Annotated in this window: 17 protein-coding genes; 2 read left to right on the top strand and 15 right to left on the bottom strand. The window is 71.9% G+C overall.

Annotated features, from left to right (window positions below):
• Nucleotides 1-31: 31 nt before the first annotated feature.
• The 3 genes from QSK31_RS04690 to murD form a co-directional block, all read right to left on the bottom strand.
• A complete protein-coding gene (locus QSK31_RS04690) occupies nt 32-1,327 on the bottom strand; it encodes an extracellular solute-binding protein (RefSeq protein ID WP_285681234.1) in 1,296 nt (431 codons plus the stop codon).
• Nucleotides 1,328-1,385: 58 nt separating this feature from the next.
• Nucleotides 1,386-2,333: a MurR/RpiR family transcriptional regulator gene (locus QSK31_RS04685; protein WP_502872902.1), complete on the bottom strand. Its 948-nt coding sequence runs from the start codon at nt 2,331-2,333 to the stop codon at nt 1,386-1,388.
• 285 nt (nt 2,334-2,618) lie between these two features.
• Nucleotides 2,619-3,968 carry a UDP-N-acetylmuramoyl-L-alanine--D-glutamate ligase gene (murD, locus tag QSK31_RS04680; protein ID WP_285681230.1) on the bottom strand — a complete coding sequence of 450 codons (1,350 nt, stop codon included), beginning with the start codon at nt 3,966-3,968 and terminating at the stop codon, nt 2,619-2,621.
• A gap of 36 nt (nt 3,969-4,004) precedes the next feature.
• Here murD and QSK31_RS04675 point away from each other — a divergent pair, with 36 nt between their 5' ends.
• Nucleotides 4,005-5,324: a MurL-like N-terminal domain-containing gene (locus QSK31_RS04675; protein WP_502872901.1), complete on the top strand. Its 1,320-nt coding sequence runs from the start codon at nt 4,005-4,007 to the stop codon at nt 5,322-5,324.
• Here QSK31_RS04675 and QSK31_RS04670 read toward each other — a convergent pair.
• The 11 genes from QSK31_RS04670 to QSK31_RS04620 form a co-directional block, all read right to left on the bottom strand.
• Nucleotides 5,291-7,300, bottom strand: coding sequence for a prolyl oligopeptidase family serine peptidase (locus QSK31_RS04670; protein ID WP_285681229.1), 2,010 nt, complete (start codon nt 7,298-7,300; stop codon nt 5,291-5,293). The genes QSK31_RS04675 and QSK31_RS04670 overlap by 34 nt on opposite strands.
• 1 nt (nt 7,301) lies before the next feature.
• A complete protein-coding gene (locus tag QSK31_RS04665; protein ID WP_285681226.1) occupies nt 7,302-8,681 on the bottom strand; it encodes a globin in 1,380 nt (459 codons plus the stop codon).
• A 1,216-nt stretch (nt 8,682-9,897) separates the two neighbouring features.
• Nucleotides 9,898-11,043, bottom strand: coding sequence for a MalY/PatB family protein (locus QSK31_RS04660; protein WP_285681224.1), 1,146 nt, complete (start codon nt 11,041-11,043; stop codon nt 9,898-9,900).
• Nucleotides 11,044-11,048: 5 nt separating this feature from the next.
• Entirely contained in the window at nt 11,049-11,567 is a 519-nt protein-coding gene (locus QSK31_RS04655; protein ID WP_285681221.1) for a GNAT family N-acetyltransferase, read from the bottom strand.
• Nucleotides 11,564-12,382: a TrmH family RNA methyltransferase gene (locus QSK31_RS04650; protein WP_285681220.1), complete on the bottom strand. Its 819-nt coding sequence runs from the start codon at nt 12,380-12,382 to the stop codon at nt 11,564-11,566. Before QSK31_RS04650 ends, QSK31_RS04655 begins: the two co-directional genes overlap by 4 nt.
• A gap of 2 nt (nt 12,383-12,384) precedes the next feature.
• The gene (locus tag QSK31_RS04645; RefSeq protein ID WP_285681218.1) at nt 12,385-12,570 is read right to left on the bottom strand and encodes a hypothetical protein; all 186 of its coding nucleotides are present in this window, start codon (nt 12,568-12,570) and stop codon (nt 12,385-12,387) included.
• 23 nt (nt 12,571-12,593) lie between these two features.
• Complete coding sequence (locus tag QSK31_RS04640) at nt 12,594-13,262, bottom strand: hypothetical protein (protein ID WP_285681216.1); 669 nt, start codon at nt 13,260-13,262, stop codon at nt 12,594-12,596.
• A gap of 160 nt (nt 13,263-13,422) precedes the next feature.
• Entirely contained in the window at nt 13,423-14,541 is a 1,119-nt protein-coding gene (locus tag QSK31_RS04635; protein ID WP_285681215.1) for an SPFH domain-containing protein, read from the bottom strand.
• Nucleotides 14,542-14,549: 8 nt separating this feature from the next.
• Nucleotides 14,550-14,999 (bottom strand): NfeD family protein, encoded by a 450-nt coding sequence (locus QSK31_RS04630; RefSeq protein WP_285681212.1) that lies wholly within the window; start codon nt 14,997-14,999, stop codon nt 14,550-14,552.
• Between the two features lie 42 nt (nt 15,000-15,041).
• Nucleotides 15,042-15,686, bottom strand: a complete 645-nt coding sequence (locus QSK31_RS04625; protein ID WP_285681210.1) for a class I SAM-dependent methyltransferase — start codon at nt 15,684-15,686, stop codon at nt 15,042-15,044.
• Nucleotides 15,683-16,339: a PadR family transcriptional regulator gene (locus tag QSK31_RS04620; RefSeq protein ID WP_285681208.1), complete on the bottom strand. Its 657-nt coding sequence runs from the start codon at nt 16,337-16,339 to the stop codon at nt 15,683-15,685. Before QSK31_RS04620 ends, QSK31_RS04625 begins: the two co-directional genes overlap by 4 nt.
• Nucleotides 16,340-16,451: 112 nt before the next feature.
• On the opposite strand from QSK31_RS04620, the gene QSK31_RS04615 reads away from it, so the two are divergent.
• Nucleotides 16,452-17,768: a serine hydrolase domain-containing protein gene (locus tag QSK31_RS04615; RefSeq protein WP_285681206.1), complete on the top strand. Its 1,317-nt coding sequence runs from the start codon at nt 16,452-16,454 to the stop codon at nt 17,766-17,768.
• Here QSK31_RS04615 and QSK31_RS04610 read toward each other — a convergent pair.
• A complete protein-coding gene (locus tag QSK31_RS04610; RefSeq protein WP_285681203.1) occupies nt 17,728-18,618 on the bottom strand; it encodes a DMT family transporter in 891 nt (296 codons plus the stop codon). The genes QSK31_RS04615 and QSK31_RS04610 overlap by 41 nt on opposite strands.
• Nucleotides 18,619-18,630 lie beyond the last annotated feature (12 nt).

Genomic DNA, 18,630 nt, shown 5'->3' with positions numbered 1-18,630 from the left:
CGCGTCAGGGACGGGCGGGCGGCGCCGGTGGTCAGCTGTTGAGGATGGTGTTGATCTGGTCGTCGGCCTTCTTGGTCGCGTCCGCCACGGTGGCCTTGCCGGTGGCGATGCTGACCAGCATCTGCTGGATCACGTTGGCCGACTCGACCTCGGCCCACTTCGGCGCCATCGGGACGAAGAAGCTGTTCTTCGCGGCCTGAGCGCTGGCCTCGTTGCCCTCCTTGGCGGCGGCCTTGTCGAGCAGGCTGGTCGCGTTGGGCAGCGCGCCCTTCTCGATCAGGAGCTCCTGCGACTTGGTGTCGGTGAAGATCTTGATCCACTGCGCGGCCAGTTCGGGGTTCGGCGCCTTGGCGGCGATGCCGACGTTCGACCCACCGAGGAAGGACGGGACCTCCGGCATGGCGACCGTGGCGACCTTGCCGGCCACCTTGGTCTTGACCTTCGCCGACGCCGGGTCGTTGGGGTCCTTCGGCTGCTCCTGCGCCGAGCTGGCCTCCCAGCCCGCGCCGTACATCATGCCGCTCGTGCCCTGCGCGAAGATGGCCGACTGGTCCTGCTCGTTCTTGGTCTTGTCACCGGACGAGTAGGAGGTGATCTCCTTCCACTTCGTCAGGCCCTCCTGCACCTTCGGGTCGGAGAGGGTGCCGACCCACTTGTCGCCCTCCTGCTTGGCGATCGTGCCGCCACCGCTGACGGCCCAGGCGAGACCCATGTACTGGTGCGCGCCGGGGGCGTAGAAGCCGGAGAACTTGGCGCCGGGGTTCTTCTCCTTCAGCGTTTTGGCGGCGGTGACCACGTCGGCGTAGGTCTTCGGCGGCTGCAGACCGGCCTTGGTGAACAGGTCGGTGTTGTAGATCAGCACCCGAGCGCCGGCGTAGTAGGGCACGCACCAGGTCTTGCCCTCGAACTCGCACGGGGCGGAGAGGCCGGTCAGCCAGGTCGCCGAGTTCTCGTACTGGGCCTTGTCCAGCTCGTGGAAGGCGCCGTTGAACACGTACTTGGGCATCTCGGTGTTGCCGAGCTCCATGACGTCCGGAACCTCGGAGCCGGCCAGCGTGGCGTCGACCTTGGCCAGGTGGTCGCCCCACTGCTGGTAGTCGATCTGCACCTGGGCGCCGGTGGCCGCGGTGAAGCGCTCGTTGGCCTGGTCGACGACGTTCTTCCAGCCGGACTGGGCGTCGACCATGAGCCAGACCTTCAGGGTCTTGCCCTTGCCGTCGACCGACGCGTTGGCGTCCGGCGTGCCGCTGTTGCTGCTGTCATTGCCACACGCCGCTGCGAGCAGCGCGGCGGTGAGTGCCGCGGCGAGCGCGATCTTGCGCTTCACGGTTCCTCCAGAGGGGTCTTGTCGGGTGCGCGATTTATGTGGGTGGACATCAGGTGTCTCATGGCGTGCTGCTCCCGTCCTTGGCGGCTTTGTGTCCGCTGACGGCTTGGGCGGTGCGCTGGAACGCGGCATGCGAACGTTCGTGGGTCCGCTGCGCGACGGCGACATAGAGGAGGTCGAGGACGACCAGCTGGGGGTGGCGCGCGGAGAGCGCGTCCGGCCGGAAGGTGGTCGCCTGGGTGGCGGTGACCAGCACGATGTCCGCGAGCTCGGCGAGCGGCGAGCGCGGGAAGCTGGTCAGCGCGATGGTGGTGGCGCCGCGGCTGCTGGCCTCGGCGAGCAGCTCGATGGTCTCGCCGGTCTCGCCGGAGTGCGAGATGCCCAGCGCGACGTCGCCGGCCCGGGAGAGCGCGGCGCTGGCGAGTCCGTTGTGGACGTCGGTCCAGGCCCACGCGGGCACCCCGATGCGGTGCAGGCTGAACTGCATCTCCTCGCCGACCAGCGCGCTGCCGCTGGCGCCGAAGATGTTCACCCGGGTGGCCGCGGCGATCGCGCCGGCGGCGCGTTCGACCTCGGCGAGGTCGAGGAGCTCGGCGGTGTCGTGCATGGCGCGGGTGTCGGCGGCCATGATCTGACCGAGGACGCGCTCCAGCGGGTCGCCCGGCTGGATCTCGCGTCCGATGTCGACGGTCCATCCGGCGGACCGCGCGCGGCCGGTTTCCGCGGCGATGCCCAGCCGCAGGTCGGCGTACCCGTCGAAGCCGAGCGCCCGGCAGAACCGGGTGATCGTCGCGGGTGAGGTGCCGCTGCGCTCGGCCAGTTCCACGATCGTGGCGCGGGAGGCGGCCGCCGGGTCGGTGAGCACGTGCTCCGCGACCCGTTGGAGGGCGCCGGTGAACTCCGGGAGAAGCGTCCGGACGCGTACGAGCACGCCGTCCGATCCGTTCATCCCTGAGGCATGGACGATCACGGCTGGTGCCGCACCGTCCACCGCCGGCTCGACCATGTGGCCCGCCCTTCAGGAAGGAGTGTTAACTGTCGCGGTAAAAGTTCTTACTAATCACCCCTTCCTGTCAAGAATCTGGTTGAAGTTTTCAAACTGTGACCTGATCAACGACGGTGAATCCGTGTTACAGCGGCGTCGGTTCACGGCCATGAATCCGCAAAGATTCCTTACCGTCCGTTAGTCCGAGACGACGGCAAGTGTCATGATTTGGGATCGACCGAACGCCCGATCAGCCAAGAACCGATCGGGTGAAACGAAGAGTCGAGCGTGTTACCCGGCGCCTGGTCAGACGGCGCTGTCGCGGATCGCCTGCGCGAAGACCTCGGAACGGTGCTCGAAGTTGCGGTACCGCCCGTAGCTCGGGGCGGCCGGCGAGAGCAGCACGACGCCGCCCTCGGGCGTGACCTTGCGAGCCAGGAGCACCGCGGCCGGCAGGTCGTCGGCCACCTCGGTGCGCACGGCAGGCAGGCCGGCGAGCTCGGCCACGATGCGCGGCCCGCTGTCCGGGATGCCGATCACGGTCAGCTCCAGACCGCGGAGGTGCTCGCGCAGCGGCGCGTAGTCCAGGCCCCGGTCGGTCCCGCCGACCAGTACGGTCAGCGGTCGCCCCTGGTATGCGTCGATCGCGTGCATGGCGGAGTACGGACTCGTGGACAGCGTATCGTCGACGAAGGTCAGCCCGGACGGGTCCTCGATCTCGGCGAGCCGGTGCGGCAGCCCCTCGTAGGTCTCGACCGCGGCGGCGAGATCGGGGTCGTGCGTGTCGACCCCCATACCGTCGAGCACCGCGAGCGCGACGCAGAGGTTGCGGCCGTTGTGCACCCCGCGCGGCTTGAAGTACGAGCGGGGGAAGAGCGGATCGTCGCTGCACCACACCGCGCCGTCGGCCTCGACCCGGAAGCGGGAGTCGTCGGCGCCCGCCGGGATCGGGCCGAACCCGTTCGCGTCGGTGAGCCCCGCGACCTCGGCCATGAGCCGCTCGTCGGCACCGTTCACGACGATCAGTTCCGGACTGTGGGCGAGGATGTTCAACTTGTCGCGGTAGTACTCGCGCTCGCCGCCGTGCGCGTCCAGATGCTCCGGGAACAGCGACGTGACCACCGCGGTCCGGGGCGAGTCGGCCAGGTCCGCGCACTGGTAACTGGAGAGCTCCAGCACGTACAGCTCGGCGGGCGGCAGGTCGAGCAGCGGGACGCCGATGTTGCCGCCGAAGACGTTCGGCCGGCCGGCCGCCGCCAGCAGGTGGCTGATCAGGCTGGCGGTGGTGCTCTTGCCCTTCGACCCCGTCACGCCCACGGTGCGGGCGGCGTGCTCGGCCATCCACAGCGCGCTGCCGCCGGTCACCGTCACGCCACGGGCACGCAGCTCAGCCATCCAGGGGTGGGTCTGCGGGACGCCCGGCGAGCGGACCACCACGTCGGCCGCCAGCAGAGCGGCCTGCGCGTGGTCGCCACCGGCCAGCGGCGCGAGCTCGGCGAGCTCGCCCTCCCACGGGATCGACAGGAAGTTGGCGCTGTCGTCCACCGCGAGCAACCGCGCCGGGTGGTGCTGAGCGATCGCGGTCACCGCGGCCCGGCCCTCCCGACCTGTACCCCAGACTGCCACCGACCGGCCCTGCAGCTCCGCGAGACGCATGCGCACTAGTATTGCCGCCGGTCCGATGACGGGAGAATGCGGGTGGCTCAGGAATACACGGCGCTGCGGATGACGACGCGTGAGGTCGACACCGCGACGGGTGTGGTCAAGCTCGGCTACCTGCTCGAGGGCGATCGCCCCGAGACCTTCACCGAGACGATCACGTTCCCGCCGGGCACCCCCAGGAGCGAGACCTTTCTGCGTACGGTCGAACTGCTGCACGTGGTGGCCGGTGTCAGCTACTACAAGGCCGGCGCCCCGCCCCGGGTGATCACCGATTCCTCGTTCGGCCCCGCCGCCCGGGCGTTCTTCACCGCCGTCTACACCGACGGGCTGGCCGAGTACGCCTACCGCAACCAGCTGCCGCACGTGCTGGGCCTCAAGGTGGAGACGTCCGATCTCGCCGTCTTCCCCGACGAAACGGACAACTCGGCCGGACGGCCGCTGTCCGCGGTCGGCGGCGGCAAGGACTCCATCGTCACCCTGGAGATCCTGCGCGAGTCCGGCTTCGACCCGGTCCCGTTCTCGGTGAACCCCAACCCGGTCATCCTCAGCGTGAACGAGGCCTCCGGCCTGCCCGCCCTGGCCGCCCGCCGCAAGCTCGACCCGCGGCTGTTCGAGCTCAACAAAGCCGGCGCCCGCAACGGCCACATCCCGGTCACCGCGATCAACTCGCTGATCGCGATCGCCACCGCCGCCTGGCACGGCCTCGGTCCGGTGGTGATGTCCAACGAGCGCTCGGCGAGTGATCCGAACCTGATCTGGAACGGTCACGAGGTCAACCACCAGTGGTCCAAGGGCGAGACCGCGGAGGGGCTGCTGCGGGAGGCGGTACGCGAGCACGTGGGCCTGACCGAGCCCTACTTCTCGTTCCTGCGGCCGCTGTCCGAGCTGCGGATCGCCGAGCTGTTCGCCGCGCACACCCGCTACGACGACGTGGTGACCAGCTGCAACCAGGCGTTCAAGCTGCACGACCCGACGACCCGCTGGTGCGGCGACTGCCCCAAATGCCGGTTCGTCTTCCTGGCCATGGCGCCGTTCATGCCGCACGAGCGGCTCACCCACATCTTCAAGCACGACCTGTTCGCCGACCCGGCCCAGCTGCCCGGTTACCGCGAGCTGCTCGGACTGGACGCGCACAAGCCGTTCGAGTGCGTCGGCGAGGTCGAGGAGTCGGTCGTCGCCCTGTCCCTGCTGGAGGGACAGGACTTCCCGGTACTCACCGCCCTGCGCGCCGAGATCCCCGCCGAGGGCTGGGCGACCGCGCTCGCCGACCGCCAGGCCGTGCTCGACCCCGCTCCGATCGGCGCCCTTCCGCCGCGCTACGCCGACGCGTTGGCCGCGGCACTCAAGTAGAAACTCAAGAACGACAGCTCGTCGGCGGCCAGCTCGACGTCACGAGACACCGCACGGCTGGAGTGGCCCACGCCCACCTCGCGGCGGATCAGGATCGGCGCCGTGCCACCGGTGTCCCGCTGCAGCAGCGCGCACATCTTCCGGGCGTGCATCGTGTCCACCCGGGTGTCGCCCTCGAAGACGGTGAACAGCACCGCCGGGTACGCCGTGCCCGGGTGCACGTTGTGGTACGGCGAATACGCCCGCAGCCAGCGGAACTCCTCCGGAACGGCGACCGTGCCGTACTCGCCGTTCCAGTACTCGCCCAGCCCGAACTTCTCATACCGCAGCATGTCCAGCAGAGGCGCCGAACACACCGCCGCGCTCCACTTCGACGGATGCTGGGTGACCGCCGCCCCGACCAGCAGGCCACCGTTCGAGCCGCCGCGGATGCCCAGCAGCTCCCGGGTCGTCACGCCCCGCTCGACCAGCCAGTCGGAGGCGGCCGCGAAGTCGTCGAACACGTTCTGCTTGCGCTCGCGCATCCCGGCCCGGTGCCACTGCTCCCCCTCCTCGCTGCCGCCGCGAAGATTCGCCACCGCGTACGCCCCGCCGCGCGCCACCCACGCCTGGATCGACGCCGAATAGCCGGGCGTGATCGAGATGTTGAAGCCGCCGTAGCCGTACAGGACGGTGGGACGCGGTGTGGACAGGTCGGCACCGGCCGCCGTGATCACGAACATGTGCACCGGCGTACCGTCGTACGACTCGTAGACGACCTGGTGCGTGGTCACCGCCGTGTCCGGGGCGCCCGGCGGACGGGCGTACACATCGGAAGTGCCGGTTGAGGCGTCGGCGTGGAGCACATAGGCCGGGGTGGTGAAGTCGGTCCAGCCGACCCAGACGTCGGTGCCGGAGTCGCGGCGGGTCAGCGCGTTGACCGTACCCGGGCCGGGCAGGTCGAGCCGGCGCACCGCCGCGCCCGAACCGGCGTCGTGCACGGTGATCTCACTGACCGCGTGCCGCGACCGGACCGCCACCAGCAACCCGTCGTCGGCCAGCACCTCGGCGTCGACCAGCACCGCCTCCGGATCCTCCGGCAACACCTCCCGCCGGGCGCCGTCCGCCCAGCGGCACAGCCGCCAGCGCGGCGCGTCCAGGTTCGTGAGCAGCCACAACTCGCCGTGCGCGTCGAAGTACGGCCGGGTGATCGCGTCCTCGCCCAGGCTGACCGGGGCGAGCATGCCGTCACCCGGCACCCCCAGCCACACGTCGTTACGGGCATCCGTGCCGCGGAACGCCGACACCGTCAGCCACCGGCCGTCGTCCGAGGTGGACACGCTCAAGTTGGTCGCGCGGGGCAGCCCGTCGCCGAAGACCAGCTCGTCCGACTCCGGATCGTGACCCAGGTCGTGCCGGTACAGCCGCTGCCGCAGCCAGCGCTCCCCGTCCGACTCGTCGGTGGTCAGATAGCGCGGGTAGTAGAACGACCGGCCGCCCGGCAGCCACGCGATCGAGGGGTGCCGGGTCCGCCCGATCGGGCCGTCCACGATGTCCCCCGTGGTCACGTCCAGCACCCGGATGGTCGCCCACTCGGTGCCGCTCTCGCTCAGCGCGTACGCCAGGAGATCGCCCTCGATGGACGGCGACCAGGAGTCCAACGTGGTCCGGCCGGTCGAGTCCAGGGCGACCGGGTCGACGAGCACCCGCTCCTCCCCCGACGGCTCGGTGACCAGCAGCACCGCATGGTCCTGCCCCGGGTCGCGGCGGGTCGAGAACGCCCGGCCGCCCCGCCACCAGGGCGCGCCCACCGAGCCCACCCGGAACAGTTTCTCCAGGCCGGCGGCCCACTCGGCGCGGTCCGCCCAGCCGTCCCGGGCAGCCGCGAACCGCACGTCCTGCTCGGCGGACCATGCCTCCGTCGCGGGATCCCCGGCGTTCTCGAGACTGCGGAAAGGGTCGTCGATCGGCTCACCGTGGATCTCGTCGACGGACAAATCAACCCTCCGGGGCGTCGTGGTGGATCCGCTCGGGCGCCACGCCGAGCACCTGCAGCGCGGCACTGGTGGCGGCCAGCATCACCGGCGGTCCGGCCAGGAAGACATCCGCCTCCGACCATTCCCCGTACGCCGCGATCGCATCCGTCACCAGGCCCGAAGCGTACTGACCCGAATCGCCCTCGGAAACGACGGGAACGACGGTCGCCCTCCGGCAAGCGCGGGCGATCAACGCGATGTCGTCCATGTCGTACAGCTCGTTCAGGTCGCGTACGCCCCAGAACAGCACCGCCGACCGAGGATCGCCGGTCGCCGCCAGCTCGCCCAGCATCGCCTTCAGCGGGGCGACGCCGGTGTCACCGGCCACCAGCAGCAGATCCCGCGAGCCCGGCGGCACACCCATCGAGCCCTCCGCGCGGCTGAACCGCACCTGGTCACCCGGCTGCGTGCGGTACACCAGCGTCCCCGACACACCCGTCTCCGTCTTCGCCCGCACGTGCAGCTCGATGACGCCACCCCGCCCCGCCAGCGAGTACGGCCGCCACACCCCCGGCACCTCGCCCACCTCGATGCGCGCGTACTGCCCCGCACGAACCGGGAACGGCAGATACGGCCGGATCCGCACCACGGCCAGATCCGGGCGCCGCAACTCGTGCGACACCACCTCGGCCAGCCACGTCACCGGCTGATACCGGGCCGCCTCCGCACCGTGCCCCATCCACTCGTGCACGTGCTGCCAGGTGCTCCGCCACGCCTGGTCGAAGTCCTGCCGCCACCCGTTCGCGGCCATCCCCGCCCGCATCGCCTCGGCCAGCGCGGCGCCCACCAGCTGCAACTGCGCCGGCTGGATCCCGCACGCGGCGAGCGCACCGCCCAGCTGCACACACCCCGCCACCACCGCGGGCGGATTGTCCAGGTTGTGCGCCAGCCAGGTCAGCGCCTGCGCGAGCTGCTCCCGCTGGAGCTGCGCCGAGCCCGGCAGCATCGTCACCAGCTGCGGCTGGGCCAGGATGAGCGCGGCACGCAGCCGGGTCGCCACCTCGTCGGTGCCGCCGGCCAGCGACAGGCTGTTGCTGAGCAGCCGCTGTACTTCGCGCAGCACGGCGTCGTCCGCCGGGTTCATGCCGTCGGCGGGTGCGGGTGGTGCGTGGCCGGGCCCTTCAACAGCCGGGGGTACGCCGATGCCGGCCACCCGCGGCCACATCGCCCCCGGCATCCCGGGCATGCCCGGCATCCCCGGGGTGACTGGCTCGGGGTACTGGCCGGGGACCGCGCGGCTGACGCCGGACACCGCGGAAACCGGGTCGATCGAGACCGGGCCGGTCGAGATCACGGAGCCGTGACCGGGGTGCGGGCTGGTATGCGCCGGGCCGCGTTGCACCCGGCTCCCTTGCGCAGGGCTTCCTTGCGCAGGGCTTCCTTGCGCAGGGCTTCCTTGCGCAGGGCTTCCTTGCGCAGGGCGCACCGAGGACGACGCCCACGGGATGGGCACGCTCTCGCCACCGGGCACACTCGGCAGCTGCGGAATGACACCCGGCTGCTGTGCAGCCGGGTGCTGTCCGCCCGGGAACATCCCACCCGGTTGCGCGCCCGGTTGCGAAACGACCGGGAGGCCCGGTTGCGAAACGACCGGGAGGCCGCCTGGCTGTGGAACGGCTGGTTGGCCCGGCACGGGCTGCGGCACCAGGGCGCCCGGATTGAAGGCGCCGGGCCCGGGTCCGATTGCCGGCGGTGCGGGCTGTGGTGCCGCCGGGTCGGGCGCCACGGGACGGCCGCCCGGCGCAGGCATCGCCGGGAAGGTCGCGGGCCGGAACGGCGTCGTACCGGCGGGCGGCCCCGGGCTGTAGGTGAGCGGCGTGTTCGGTCCGCCCGATGCCGGGGTGAAGGTGTCGCCCTCCGGCGGAGCAGCAGGCTGCCCGGGCGACGCAGGCTGCCCGGGCGACGCAGGCTGCCCGGGCGAGGCAGGCTGCGCGACAGGTGAGACTCCCGGGCCGCCCGGGGCCGACGGGATCGGGAGAAGCCGAGGGGCCGCAGAGTGCGAAGGCAGGTGCTCGACCGGCTGGTGAGCAGACTGCGCGAAGGGGTCCGCGTTGGCCGGTCTCGCGAAAGCGTCGTCCACCTGAGCGTTGCCGGAACCGTCAGCGCCCGGCGCGGAGAGGCCGTGAGCAGCGGCACCGTGCGCAGAGAGCCCGTGAGCAGCGGCGCCGGGGGCGGATGGGTCGTGCGCGGCGACGCCGGGGGCGGATGGGTCGTGCGCGGCGGCGCCGGGAGCGGATGGATCGTGCGCGGCCGGGGCGGGCGGCAGGCCCAAGCAGGCGGCCTGCGAGAGGGCGGCCGGCGGCGGGCCGGCGGGCATCGGGGTGGCCGAGTTCGGGCCGGCGGGCATCGGGGTGGCCGTGGACGAGCCAGCGGGGCCGAGGGCCGCCTCGACGTCGGCGGCGCCGGCGGCAGCCGCCTCCGGATGGGCCGCGCGGAGGCGGATGGCCCGGAGGAGGGCCATCAGATGCGGGTCGGAGCCGGACGACACCTGCACACCCCCGGATCGGCCGGTGAACGCGAACAGTACAACCGTACTGCCGTGGTGGGCACTGCGTCCTCTACCCGGACAGAGCGGCCGCCAGGCGGGCCGTCGCCTCGTCGAGCACGTGCGCACCCGTACCGTAATTGAGCCTCACGTGTCCCGCCCCGGCCGCGCCGAAGTGCAGGCCGTCCTCGAGGGCGACCTTCGCGCGGTCCAGGAAAAACGGCTGGGGGTCGTCGGCCAGCTTGTGGCAGTCGAGCCAGGCCAGGTAGGTGGCCTGCGGCGGATGCCAGGACACCGCGGGCAGGCGGTCGCGCAGCAGCCGGCCGAGCTGGGTGCGGCGGGCGTCGAGGGTGTGCAGCAACTGGTCGAGCCAGGGACCGCCGTGGCGGAAGGCGGCGATGGACGCGATCACGCCGAGGTGGCCGGTACGCCAGCGGGAGTCGGGAGGGAAGTCCTCGACGGCGGCGGCCATCCGGGCGGAGGCGGTGACGACGGCGGCGCACTTCAGGCCGGCCAGGTTGAAGGCCTTGCTCGCGGAGACGACGGCGACGGCCACGTCGGCCGCGCCGGGCAGGGAGAGGATCGGCGTGTACGCGGCTCCGGGCAGCACCAGCGGCGCGTGGATCTCGTCGCTGACCAGCGTGACCCGGTAACGCGCGGCCAGCCGGACCAGCGCGGTCAGCTCCTCGGCGGTGTGCACCCGGCCGACGGGGTTGTGCGGGTTGCTCAGGACGTACACGGCGGGGTGCAGGGCGAATGCCGTCTCGATGGCGGCCAGGTCGAGGCGGTAGCCGGTCTCGTCCCGGTGCAGCGGGACCTCGAAGGTGCGGACGCCGGCCTCGGGGTTCCAGTCGAAGAACGGCGGATAGACCGGCGGGCTGATCGCCACCATGTCGCCGGGGCGGGTGAAGACCCGCAGCAGTTCGACGACGCCCACCCCGACGTCGGTGATCGCGGTGACCGCGGCGGGATCGACCTGCCAGCCCCAGCGGTCGGCGGCGAACCCGGCGTAGGCCTCGCCCAGCTCGGGTTCGGCGTGCGAGTAGCCGACGTCGGACGCGTCGACCGCCTCGCGCAGCGCGGCCAGCACGGGTGGGGCCAGCGCGAAGTCCATCTCGGCGACGTGCAGCGGGAGCACCCCGGCGGGATATTTGCGCCACTTGGCGGACCGGCGCCGGGTGAGCTCGGACAGCGGCGCGACCGGCAACTCGTCAGTCATGGTTGTCACTTTGCCGGGTTGGGGAGGCGGTAAACGACGGATGGCATGACGCCGTCGGCGAAGTCCAGGGCGGGGTCGTGGATCATGCCGAGGCGGGTCATGACGGCGTGCGAACGGGTGTTGCCGGCCGCCGCGATGGCCACGATCTCGGGGAGGTTCAGCGTGTCGAAGCCGTACGCCAGGCAGGCGCGAGCGGCCTCCGTCGCGTACCCGAAACCCCAGGTCTCGCGCGACAACCGCCAGCCGATCTCCACACCCTCGATCGGCGCGCCGGGATCGGTGGGGTCGAGGCCGGCGAGGCCGGCGAGGGTGCCGGTCGCGGCCACCTCGACCGCCCACCAGCCCCAGCCGCGCTCGGCGATCCCGGCGCGGAACCCGGACATCGACGCCAGGCTCTCCTCGCGGGTGAGCGTGCCGCCGAAGAACTCGCGGACCTGCGGGTCGGCGTTCAGGGCGGCCCACGGGTCGAGGTCGTCGTCACGCCACTGCCGCAGGATCAGCCGGTCGGTGCGCAGGTCGGTCATCCGTCGATCTCCTTGTCGTCGCGGCCGAGCTCCCAGAACGCGACCGCGGCGGCCGCGGCCACGTTGAGCGAGTCGACGCCGCGGCGCATCGGGATCTTGACCGGCACGTCGCTGGCGGCGAGGGCGTTGCGGGACAGGCCGGGGCCCTCCGCGCCGAGCAGCAGCGCCGAACGCTCCCGCTGGGCCGGCGTCAGGCGTTGCAGGGGCACCGCCGCCGGGTCCGGGGTCATCGCCAGCACGGTGAAACCAGCCGCCCTGACCACTTCCAGGCCGTCCGGCCAGGGCTCCAGGCGGGCGTACGGCACGGCGAACACCTCGCCCATCGACACTCGGACGGCCCGGCGGTAGAGCGGGTCCGCGCAGGTCGGCGACAGCAGCACCGCGTCGACGCCGAGCGCGGCGGCGTCCCGGAACACGGCGCCGATGTTGGTGTGGTTGTTGATGTCCTCCAGCACCGTCAGGCGCCGGGCCGAGGCGATCAGCTCGTCGGCCGTCCGCAACGGGAGCCGGTGGAAGGAGGCGAGCACGCCACGGTGCACGTGGAAGCCGGTGACCTGGTCCAGGACGGCGGGTGCGGCGGCGTAGACGGGCGCGTCGGCGGGCAGGTCGGCGAGCTGGTCCACCCGTTTCGCGTCGATCAGATAGGACCGTGGCCGGTAGCCGGCCCGCAGCGCCCGGCGCAGCACCAGCTCGCCCTCGGCGATGAACAGCCCGTTCGGCTGCTCCCACTTGATGCGCAGTTCCAGGTCGGTGAGGGCGCGGTAGTCGCCGAGGCGGTCGTCGGCGGGGTCGGTGATCTCGTGGACGTCGGGCACGGTCAGTCGACGCGGTAGGTCAGGTGGGTGGCGTGTGCGGACTGGCGTACCCGCAGCTGGCGCAGCGCGCGGGGAGGGCCGCCGTGGAACAGTGGCGTGCCGGCGCCCAGGCCGTTGTCCGGCCCCGGGTCCGGCCCGGTCACATATCCGTCGAGGGATATCGAGACGTCACCGATCACTCTCGCCATCAGGCGAGCATGCCATGCGGTGATCAGGCGGGCGGGATGAGGCGGCCGCCGGTCCAGGCCAGGCCCATGCCGGCGGCGAGCAGCAGCAGGGCGCCGATGGTGGGGAACGGTTGGACCGCGTACGAGCCGGCCCCGATGGACACCGCGGCCAGCATCAGCAGCACGCCGTCGGCCGGGTTGACCAGCCGGCTGCGGAACACCGCCCAGCCGAGCAGCAGCCAGCCGGCGCCGAGGACGGCGGCGCCGGCCAGCGCGGCGGTGTGCACGTCGCCGCCGGCCAGCGGGGTGCCGTCGGGCGCCACCCCGGCGGGCAGCGCGGACAGCGGCAGCAGGACGGTGGCGCCGGCCAGGCCGATGAGCAGACCGGCCACGGCGGGGCGGCGGGTACGCGACGCGGCCAGCAGCGCCGCCAGGGCGATCATCGCGATCGTGGAGCACCAGCCGGCGGCGAGCCGGACGACCAGCGGGCCGGGCGGCATGGCCACGCCCAGGCTGGACCAGCCGAGCAGCAGCGCGCTCAGCGGCAGCGCCCAGAGAGCGGCCCGCGCGTAGCGGCGGACCGACCAGATCCAGACCGCCTCACGGACGGGCAGCAGATGACTGTCGGTGCCGGCCGGCCGCGCCGCGCCCACCCAGGCCGGTGAGACCCGCAGCGGTCGTCCGCTCGCGGTCTGATGATGGCTGATGCTCATGGCGCGTTCCCTCGCTCGGGTCACGGCCGAGCGGCTCGGGGGCACCGTCGGTGGGTCCTCGGACAGCTTCGCAGAGGATCGCCGCTTCCGACGTGAAACGCCCGAAAAGGGACAGGTGTTTCGGATGGGGCGGCCTACGGCGACCGCCCCATCCTTCAGGTCAGGCGCGTTCCTGCTGCTGCGCGCCGTTGTAGTCGGCGCCGCCGAGCGCCGCCGACGGCGGGACCGGCTCCGGCGCCGGCAGCCCCTTGGGTGCGTCGGAATTCCCGGAGACCTGGGCCTCCGCCTCGCGGACCTGCTTGCTGACCGCCGCGGCCTCGGCCGCCGCCGCCTCGGCCGCCTCGGCCGCTTCCCGCTCGACCGCGCCGGCGTCGATGCCCTCCATGGGCTTGTCGCCGACCATGTTGGCCAGCCCGCCGAGCGCGCCGCCGAGGCCCTCGAGGGCCCGGGTCAGCTCGGTCGGCACGATCCAGACCTTGTTGGCCGTGCCGTTCGCGATCTGGGGCAGGGCCTGCAGGTACTGGTAGGCCAGCACCTTCTGTGACGGGTTGGCGGTGTGGATGGCGTCGAAGACCGTCCGGATCGCCTTGGCCTGGCCCTCGGCCTGGAGGATCCGGGCCTGCCGGTCACCGTCGGCGCGCAGCACCTGCGACTGCTTCTCACCCTCGGCGGTCAGGATCGCCGCCTGCTTGTGGCCCTCGGCGTTCAGGATCGTCGCGCGGCGCTCGCGCTCGGCCCGCATCTGCTTCTCCATCGAGTCGCGGATGCTCGGCGGCGGCTCGATCGCCTTGATCTCCACCCGGGTCACCTTGATGCCCCAGCGGCCGGTGGTCTCGTCCAGCACGCTGGACAGGTGCCGGTTGATCTCCTCGCGGCTGGTCAGGGCACGCTCCAGGTCGAGCGAGCCGATGACGTTACGCAGCGTGGTGACGGTGAGCTGCTCTATCGCTTGCAGGAAGTTGCTGATCTCGTACGTGGCCCGTACCGGGTCGACCACCTTGAAGTAGAGGACCGTGTCGATCGAGACCACCAGGTTGTCGGACGTGATCACGGGCTGCGGCGGGAAGCTGACCACCTGCTCGCGCATGTCCACCTTGCTGCGTACCGCGTCGACGAACGGCACCAGCAGGTTGAGGCCGGGCGACAGGGTCCGCTTGTACTTGCCGAGCCGCTCCACCACATCCATCCGCTGCTGCGGAACGATCCGCACCGACCGGATGAGCGTGATCACGGCGAACAACGCGATCACGAAAATGAGTACACCGACGACAGCGTCCATAGTGCCCCTCAGATATTCGGCATGTCATCGCGCCACACGATGGCCGTGGCGCCTTTGACCTTGACCACCCGGACCCGCTGGCCGGGCTGGTATTTCTCGGTGTGGTCCATGACGCGGGCCTGCCACAGCTCGCCGTCGATCTTGACCAGACCGTGGTCGGTGTCGACCTCCTCGAGCACCGTCGCGCTGGCGCCCTCGAGGGCCTCTAGCCCGAAGGGGGTCTCGCCGGACTCCGCCGCGGACCGCTGGTGCTTGACGATGATCGGCCGGATCGCTCCCACCGAGAGGGCCGAGACGACCGCGAAGACGATCGCCTGGACCAGTACGGGGGCGCCGAGCGCGGCGGCGCCGGCCGCGGCCAGGGCACCCACCGCGAAGAAGATGATCAGGAACGTGGCCGTGAACGCCTCACCGATCGCGAGCGCGACCGCGAGCACCACCCAGAGCACAGCGTCCATACCTGAATCGTGACACGTCTACGCACGCATAGCTCGTCCCGGTCAGGCCCGAAGACGCACTTCCAGCCGCATTCCGTCGGCGAGCGTCTCCGCCCCGCCGAAAACGCTCGCCCGCGCCAGGCGGGTGAACTCGTCGGCGGCCAGCGCGCGGCGGCGCAGCCAGGTCAGCGTGAACCGGGTGACGGCCGCGTTGACGCTGCTCAGGCCCATGTTGGCGACCTCGGCGGCGATGTCGGCGCGGCTCGCCGACGCGTTCATGTCCTGGATGATCGCGACGCCGCCCGGGCGCAGCACCCGGTGCATCTCGTTCAGCGCCGCGACCGGGTCCAGAAAGTTCTTGAACGCCGCCTGGCAGACGATCAGGTCGAAGGACGCGTCCGGGAACGGCATCGCGGTGGCGTCCCCGTGCCGGAAGTCGGCGGTGGCCCCGGCGTCTGCGGCCGCCGCCCGGGCGATCTCGACCATGGTGCGGCTGATGTCCAGTCCGGTCACCGTGTGACCCAGCCGGGCCAGCTCGACCGCGTGGTAGCCGGGGCCGGGCGCGATCTCCAGCACCTCCGCGCCGGGCGACTCGCTCGACAACGAGGCCGCCGTACGCCGGTACTCGGCCATCTGCGGCGCGCTGGCACGCTGTTTCGCATACCACCGCGCGGTGCGGCCCTCCATCTCCGGAACCCGTATCTTCATTCCCGCTCCTCCCCCTGCTCCAGCAGTGCCATGAACTCCGGCGGTGCTCCGCCGTCGCCGTCGTGCCAGGCCTGCCAGTCGGCGAGACCCGGCAGGCTCCCGGCGCGCAGCTCCCCCAGCAGGCCGCGCACCCACTCGGCCTCCGCGGCGCGGACCGCGATGGCGAACTCCTCCTCGATCAGGAACAGCCGCGGCACGGTGGCCGCGTCGACCTCGAGCGTCGTGCGGCGGACCGCGAGCTCCCGGTCCAGCGCGGCCAGGCGCAGCTGGAGCAGCCCGGCGGCCTCGGCCGGGCTGAGCACGCCGAGCACCGAGAGCGCGGCGGCGAACCGGGGCCGGTCCTCGGCGGGGTCGCTGACCAGCTCGGTCATCCAGTCGTGCAGCTCGGTGCGGCCGCTGCCGGTGATCGAGTAGCGGGTGCGCTCGGGACGGTTGCCGGCTCGCCCGGTCTCCACGGGCTCGATCAGCCCGTGCTTGGCGAGGTTGCCGACGACCGTGTAGAGCGAGCCCCATTTGATGGCCATGTCCTGCTCCTTGCCGGTGCGGCGGAGCACGGTCGCCATCTCGTACGGATGCATCGGCCGGCCCGGCGACAAGAGCGCGAGCAGCGCCAGCGCCGTCAGATTTCCCACCTTGCGCTTGTTCTTCTTCACCGTGACCCTTATTCGCAGCCGAGTACTCGTACACGAGTATAGGCACCGAACTCCGTAGCCGAAACGGCGCGCGGCAGTTAGACATGGAAGTTCCCCGACCGAAAGGCCTCCCGTGACCCTGCTGCCGGAATCCGTGCGTCGCGTCTCCGAGATCACCGCTCGCGCGCAGTCCGCGGGCCGGGTTCCGTCAGTGGCCCTCGGCGTCGTCCGGGACCGCGCGGTGCTGCACTTCGCGGCCGCCGGCGAGCATCCGAGGCCGGACCCGAAGACGCAGTACCGGCTCGGCTCGATCACCAAGACGTTCACCGCGACGATGGTCATGCAGCTGCGTGACGAGGGTGCCTTCGCGCTCGACGACCTGCTCTACCGGCATCTGCCCGGCACCCCAGTCGGCGGGATCACCCTGCGGCAGCTGCTCGGGCACGTCTCCGGGCTGCAGCGGGAGCCGGACGGGCCGTGGTGGGAGCGCACCGACGGCGGGAACGTCGAGCAACTGCTCGCGGGGCTGGTGCCGGAGAAGCTGTCCGGCCGGCCGTACCGGGCGTTCCACTACTCCAACCTGGCGTACGGACTGCTCGGCGCCGTCCTCGAGCGGGTCACCGGGGAAACCTGGGCGGCGCTGGTCGGCAAGCGCGTGCTGGACCCGCTCGGGATGAAACGGACCACGTACGCCCCGGTCGAGCCGTTCGCCCGCGGCTACGTCGTCGACCCGGCGTACGGCACCCTGCACGAGGAGCCGCGGCCGGACGCGGGCGCGATGGCACCAGCCGGGCAGCTCTGGTCCACGGTCACCGACATGGCCAAGTGGGCGGCGTTCCTGGCCGACCCGGCGCCCGCGGTGCTCAGCCGGGAGACGGTCGACGAGATGTGCGCGCCGGTCGCCCTCTACGACCTCGAGTCGTGGACCGGCGGGCACGGGCTGGGCCCCGAGCTCTACCGGGTCGGCGAGCGGGTCCACGTGGGGCACGGCGGATCGATGCCGGGCTACGTCGCCACCCTCGCGGTGCACCGGCGCAGCCGGCTCGGGGTGATCGCCTTCGCCAACGCGTACGGCCTGACCGGCACCTCCATCCAGCAGGTCGTCCTGGACGCGCTGACCGCGGTGCTGGACGCCGAACCGGTGGTCACCACGCCGTGGCGGCCGTCCGCGCCGCCCACCCGGGAGACCGCCGAGCTGTGCGGGCGCTGGTGGTGGATGGGCCGCGAGTTCGAGATGCGGGCAGACGGCGACGACCTCGTGCTGGACCTCGCGACCACGCCGCGCGAGGAGCCGTGGCGGTTCGTCCGGGAGGGCGGCGACCGGTGGCGCGGCGTGAGCGGGGAACAGCTCGGCGAGGTGCTCCAGGTGATCCGGGCGGTCGACGGCGCCGTGGAGTCCCTGGACATCGCTACGTTCGTGTTCCGGCGAGAGCAGCTGCCCCTCGCCTGACCGGCATGCCGGCGGCCAGGCCGATCGCGACCAGCGCGATGCCGGCCCAGACCAGCGGTCCGGGCAGCGGTTCGCCGAGCGCCACCCCGGCTCCGGCGGCGGCGATCGGGGCGATGCCGGTGAGCAGCCCGGCCCGGCCCGCGCCGAGCTGTTCCACGGCCGTGTACCAGAGGACGAACGCGCAGGCGGTCACGCCGACGGCCAGGTAGGCGGCGGCCAGCAGCTCCGGCCCGGTCGTGGTCAGGATCGCGGCCGGGCCCTCGGCGACCACGCCGTACGCGCCGAAGATCAGCCCGGCCAGCCAGGTGGTGTGCACCGAGACCCCGACCGGGCCCAGACGGCCCAACAGCGGCACGGCCAGCAAGGTGAACCCGGCCTCGCAGGCGAACGTGACAACGGCCCAGGCGATGCCCGTCGCGTCGGCACGGCCGGCGCCCTCGACCAGGATCGCGCCGGCGGTGACGACCACGGCCGCAGAAAGGACGTTCGTTCTCCTCCCGGCCGTGCCCAACGCTGCCAGGACGATCGGCACGCAGGCCACGGCCACGCCCAGGACGGCCGGCTCAGCGTGTTTGGAGCCCTCGACCAGCGCGATGTTGAAGAGCACCAGACCGGCGCCGGTCACGCCGAGCAGCCACAGCCACTCGCGGCCGCGCGGCCGTTCGACCTTCTTCTCGAAAACGCGGGCGTAGCCGACCAGCAGGAGGGACGCGACGGCGTAGCGGAGGGACTGCAGGGTGGCCAGCGGCGCCGCGGCGAGCACGCCGGACACCGCGACGCTGCCGCCGACGAAGACCATGCCGGTGGCCCCGGAGAGGATGCTCCCGGAAAAGTTGGCTCTGGGGTTCACGTGGTTCATGCT

Origin of the sequence: Actinoplanes sp. NBRC 103695, assembly GCF_030269485.1 — a bacterium.
Lineage (GTDB): Bacteria > Actinomycetota > Actinomycetes > Mycobacteriales > Micromonosporaceae > Actinoplanes.
This window is presented reverse-complemented; position numbering and strand designations above follow the sequence as displayed.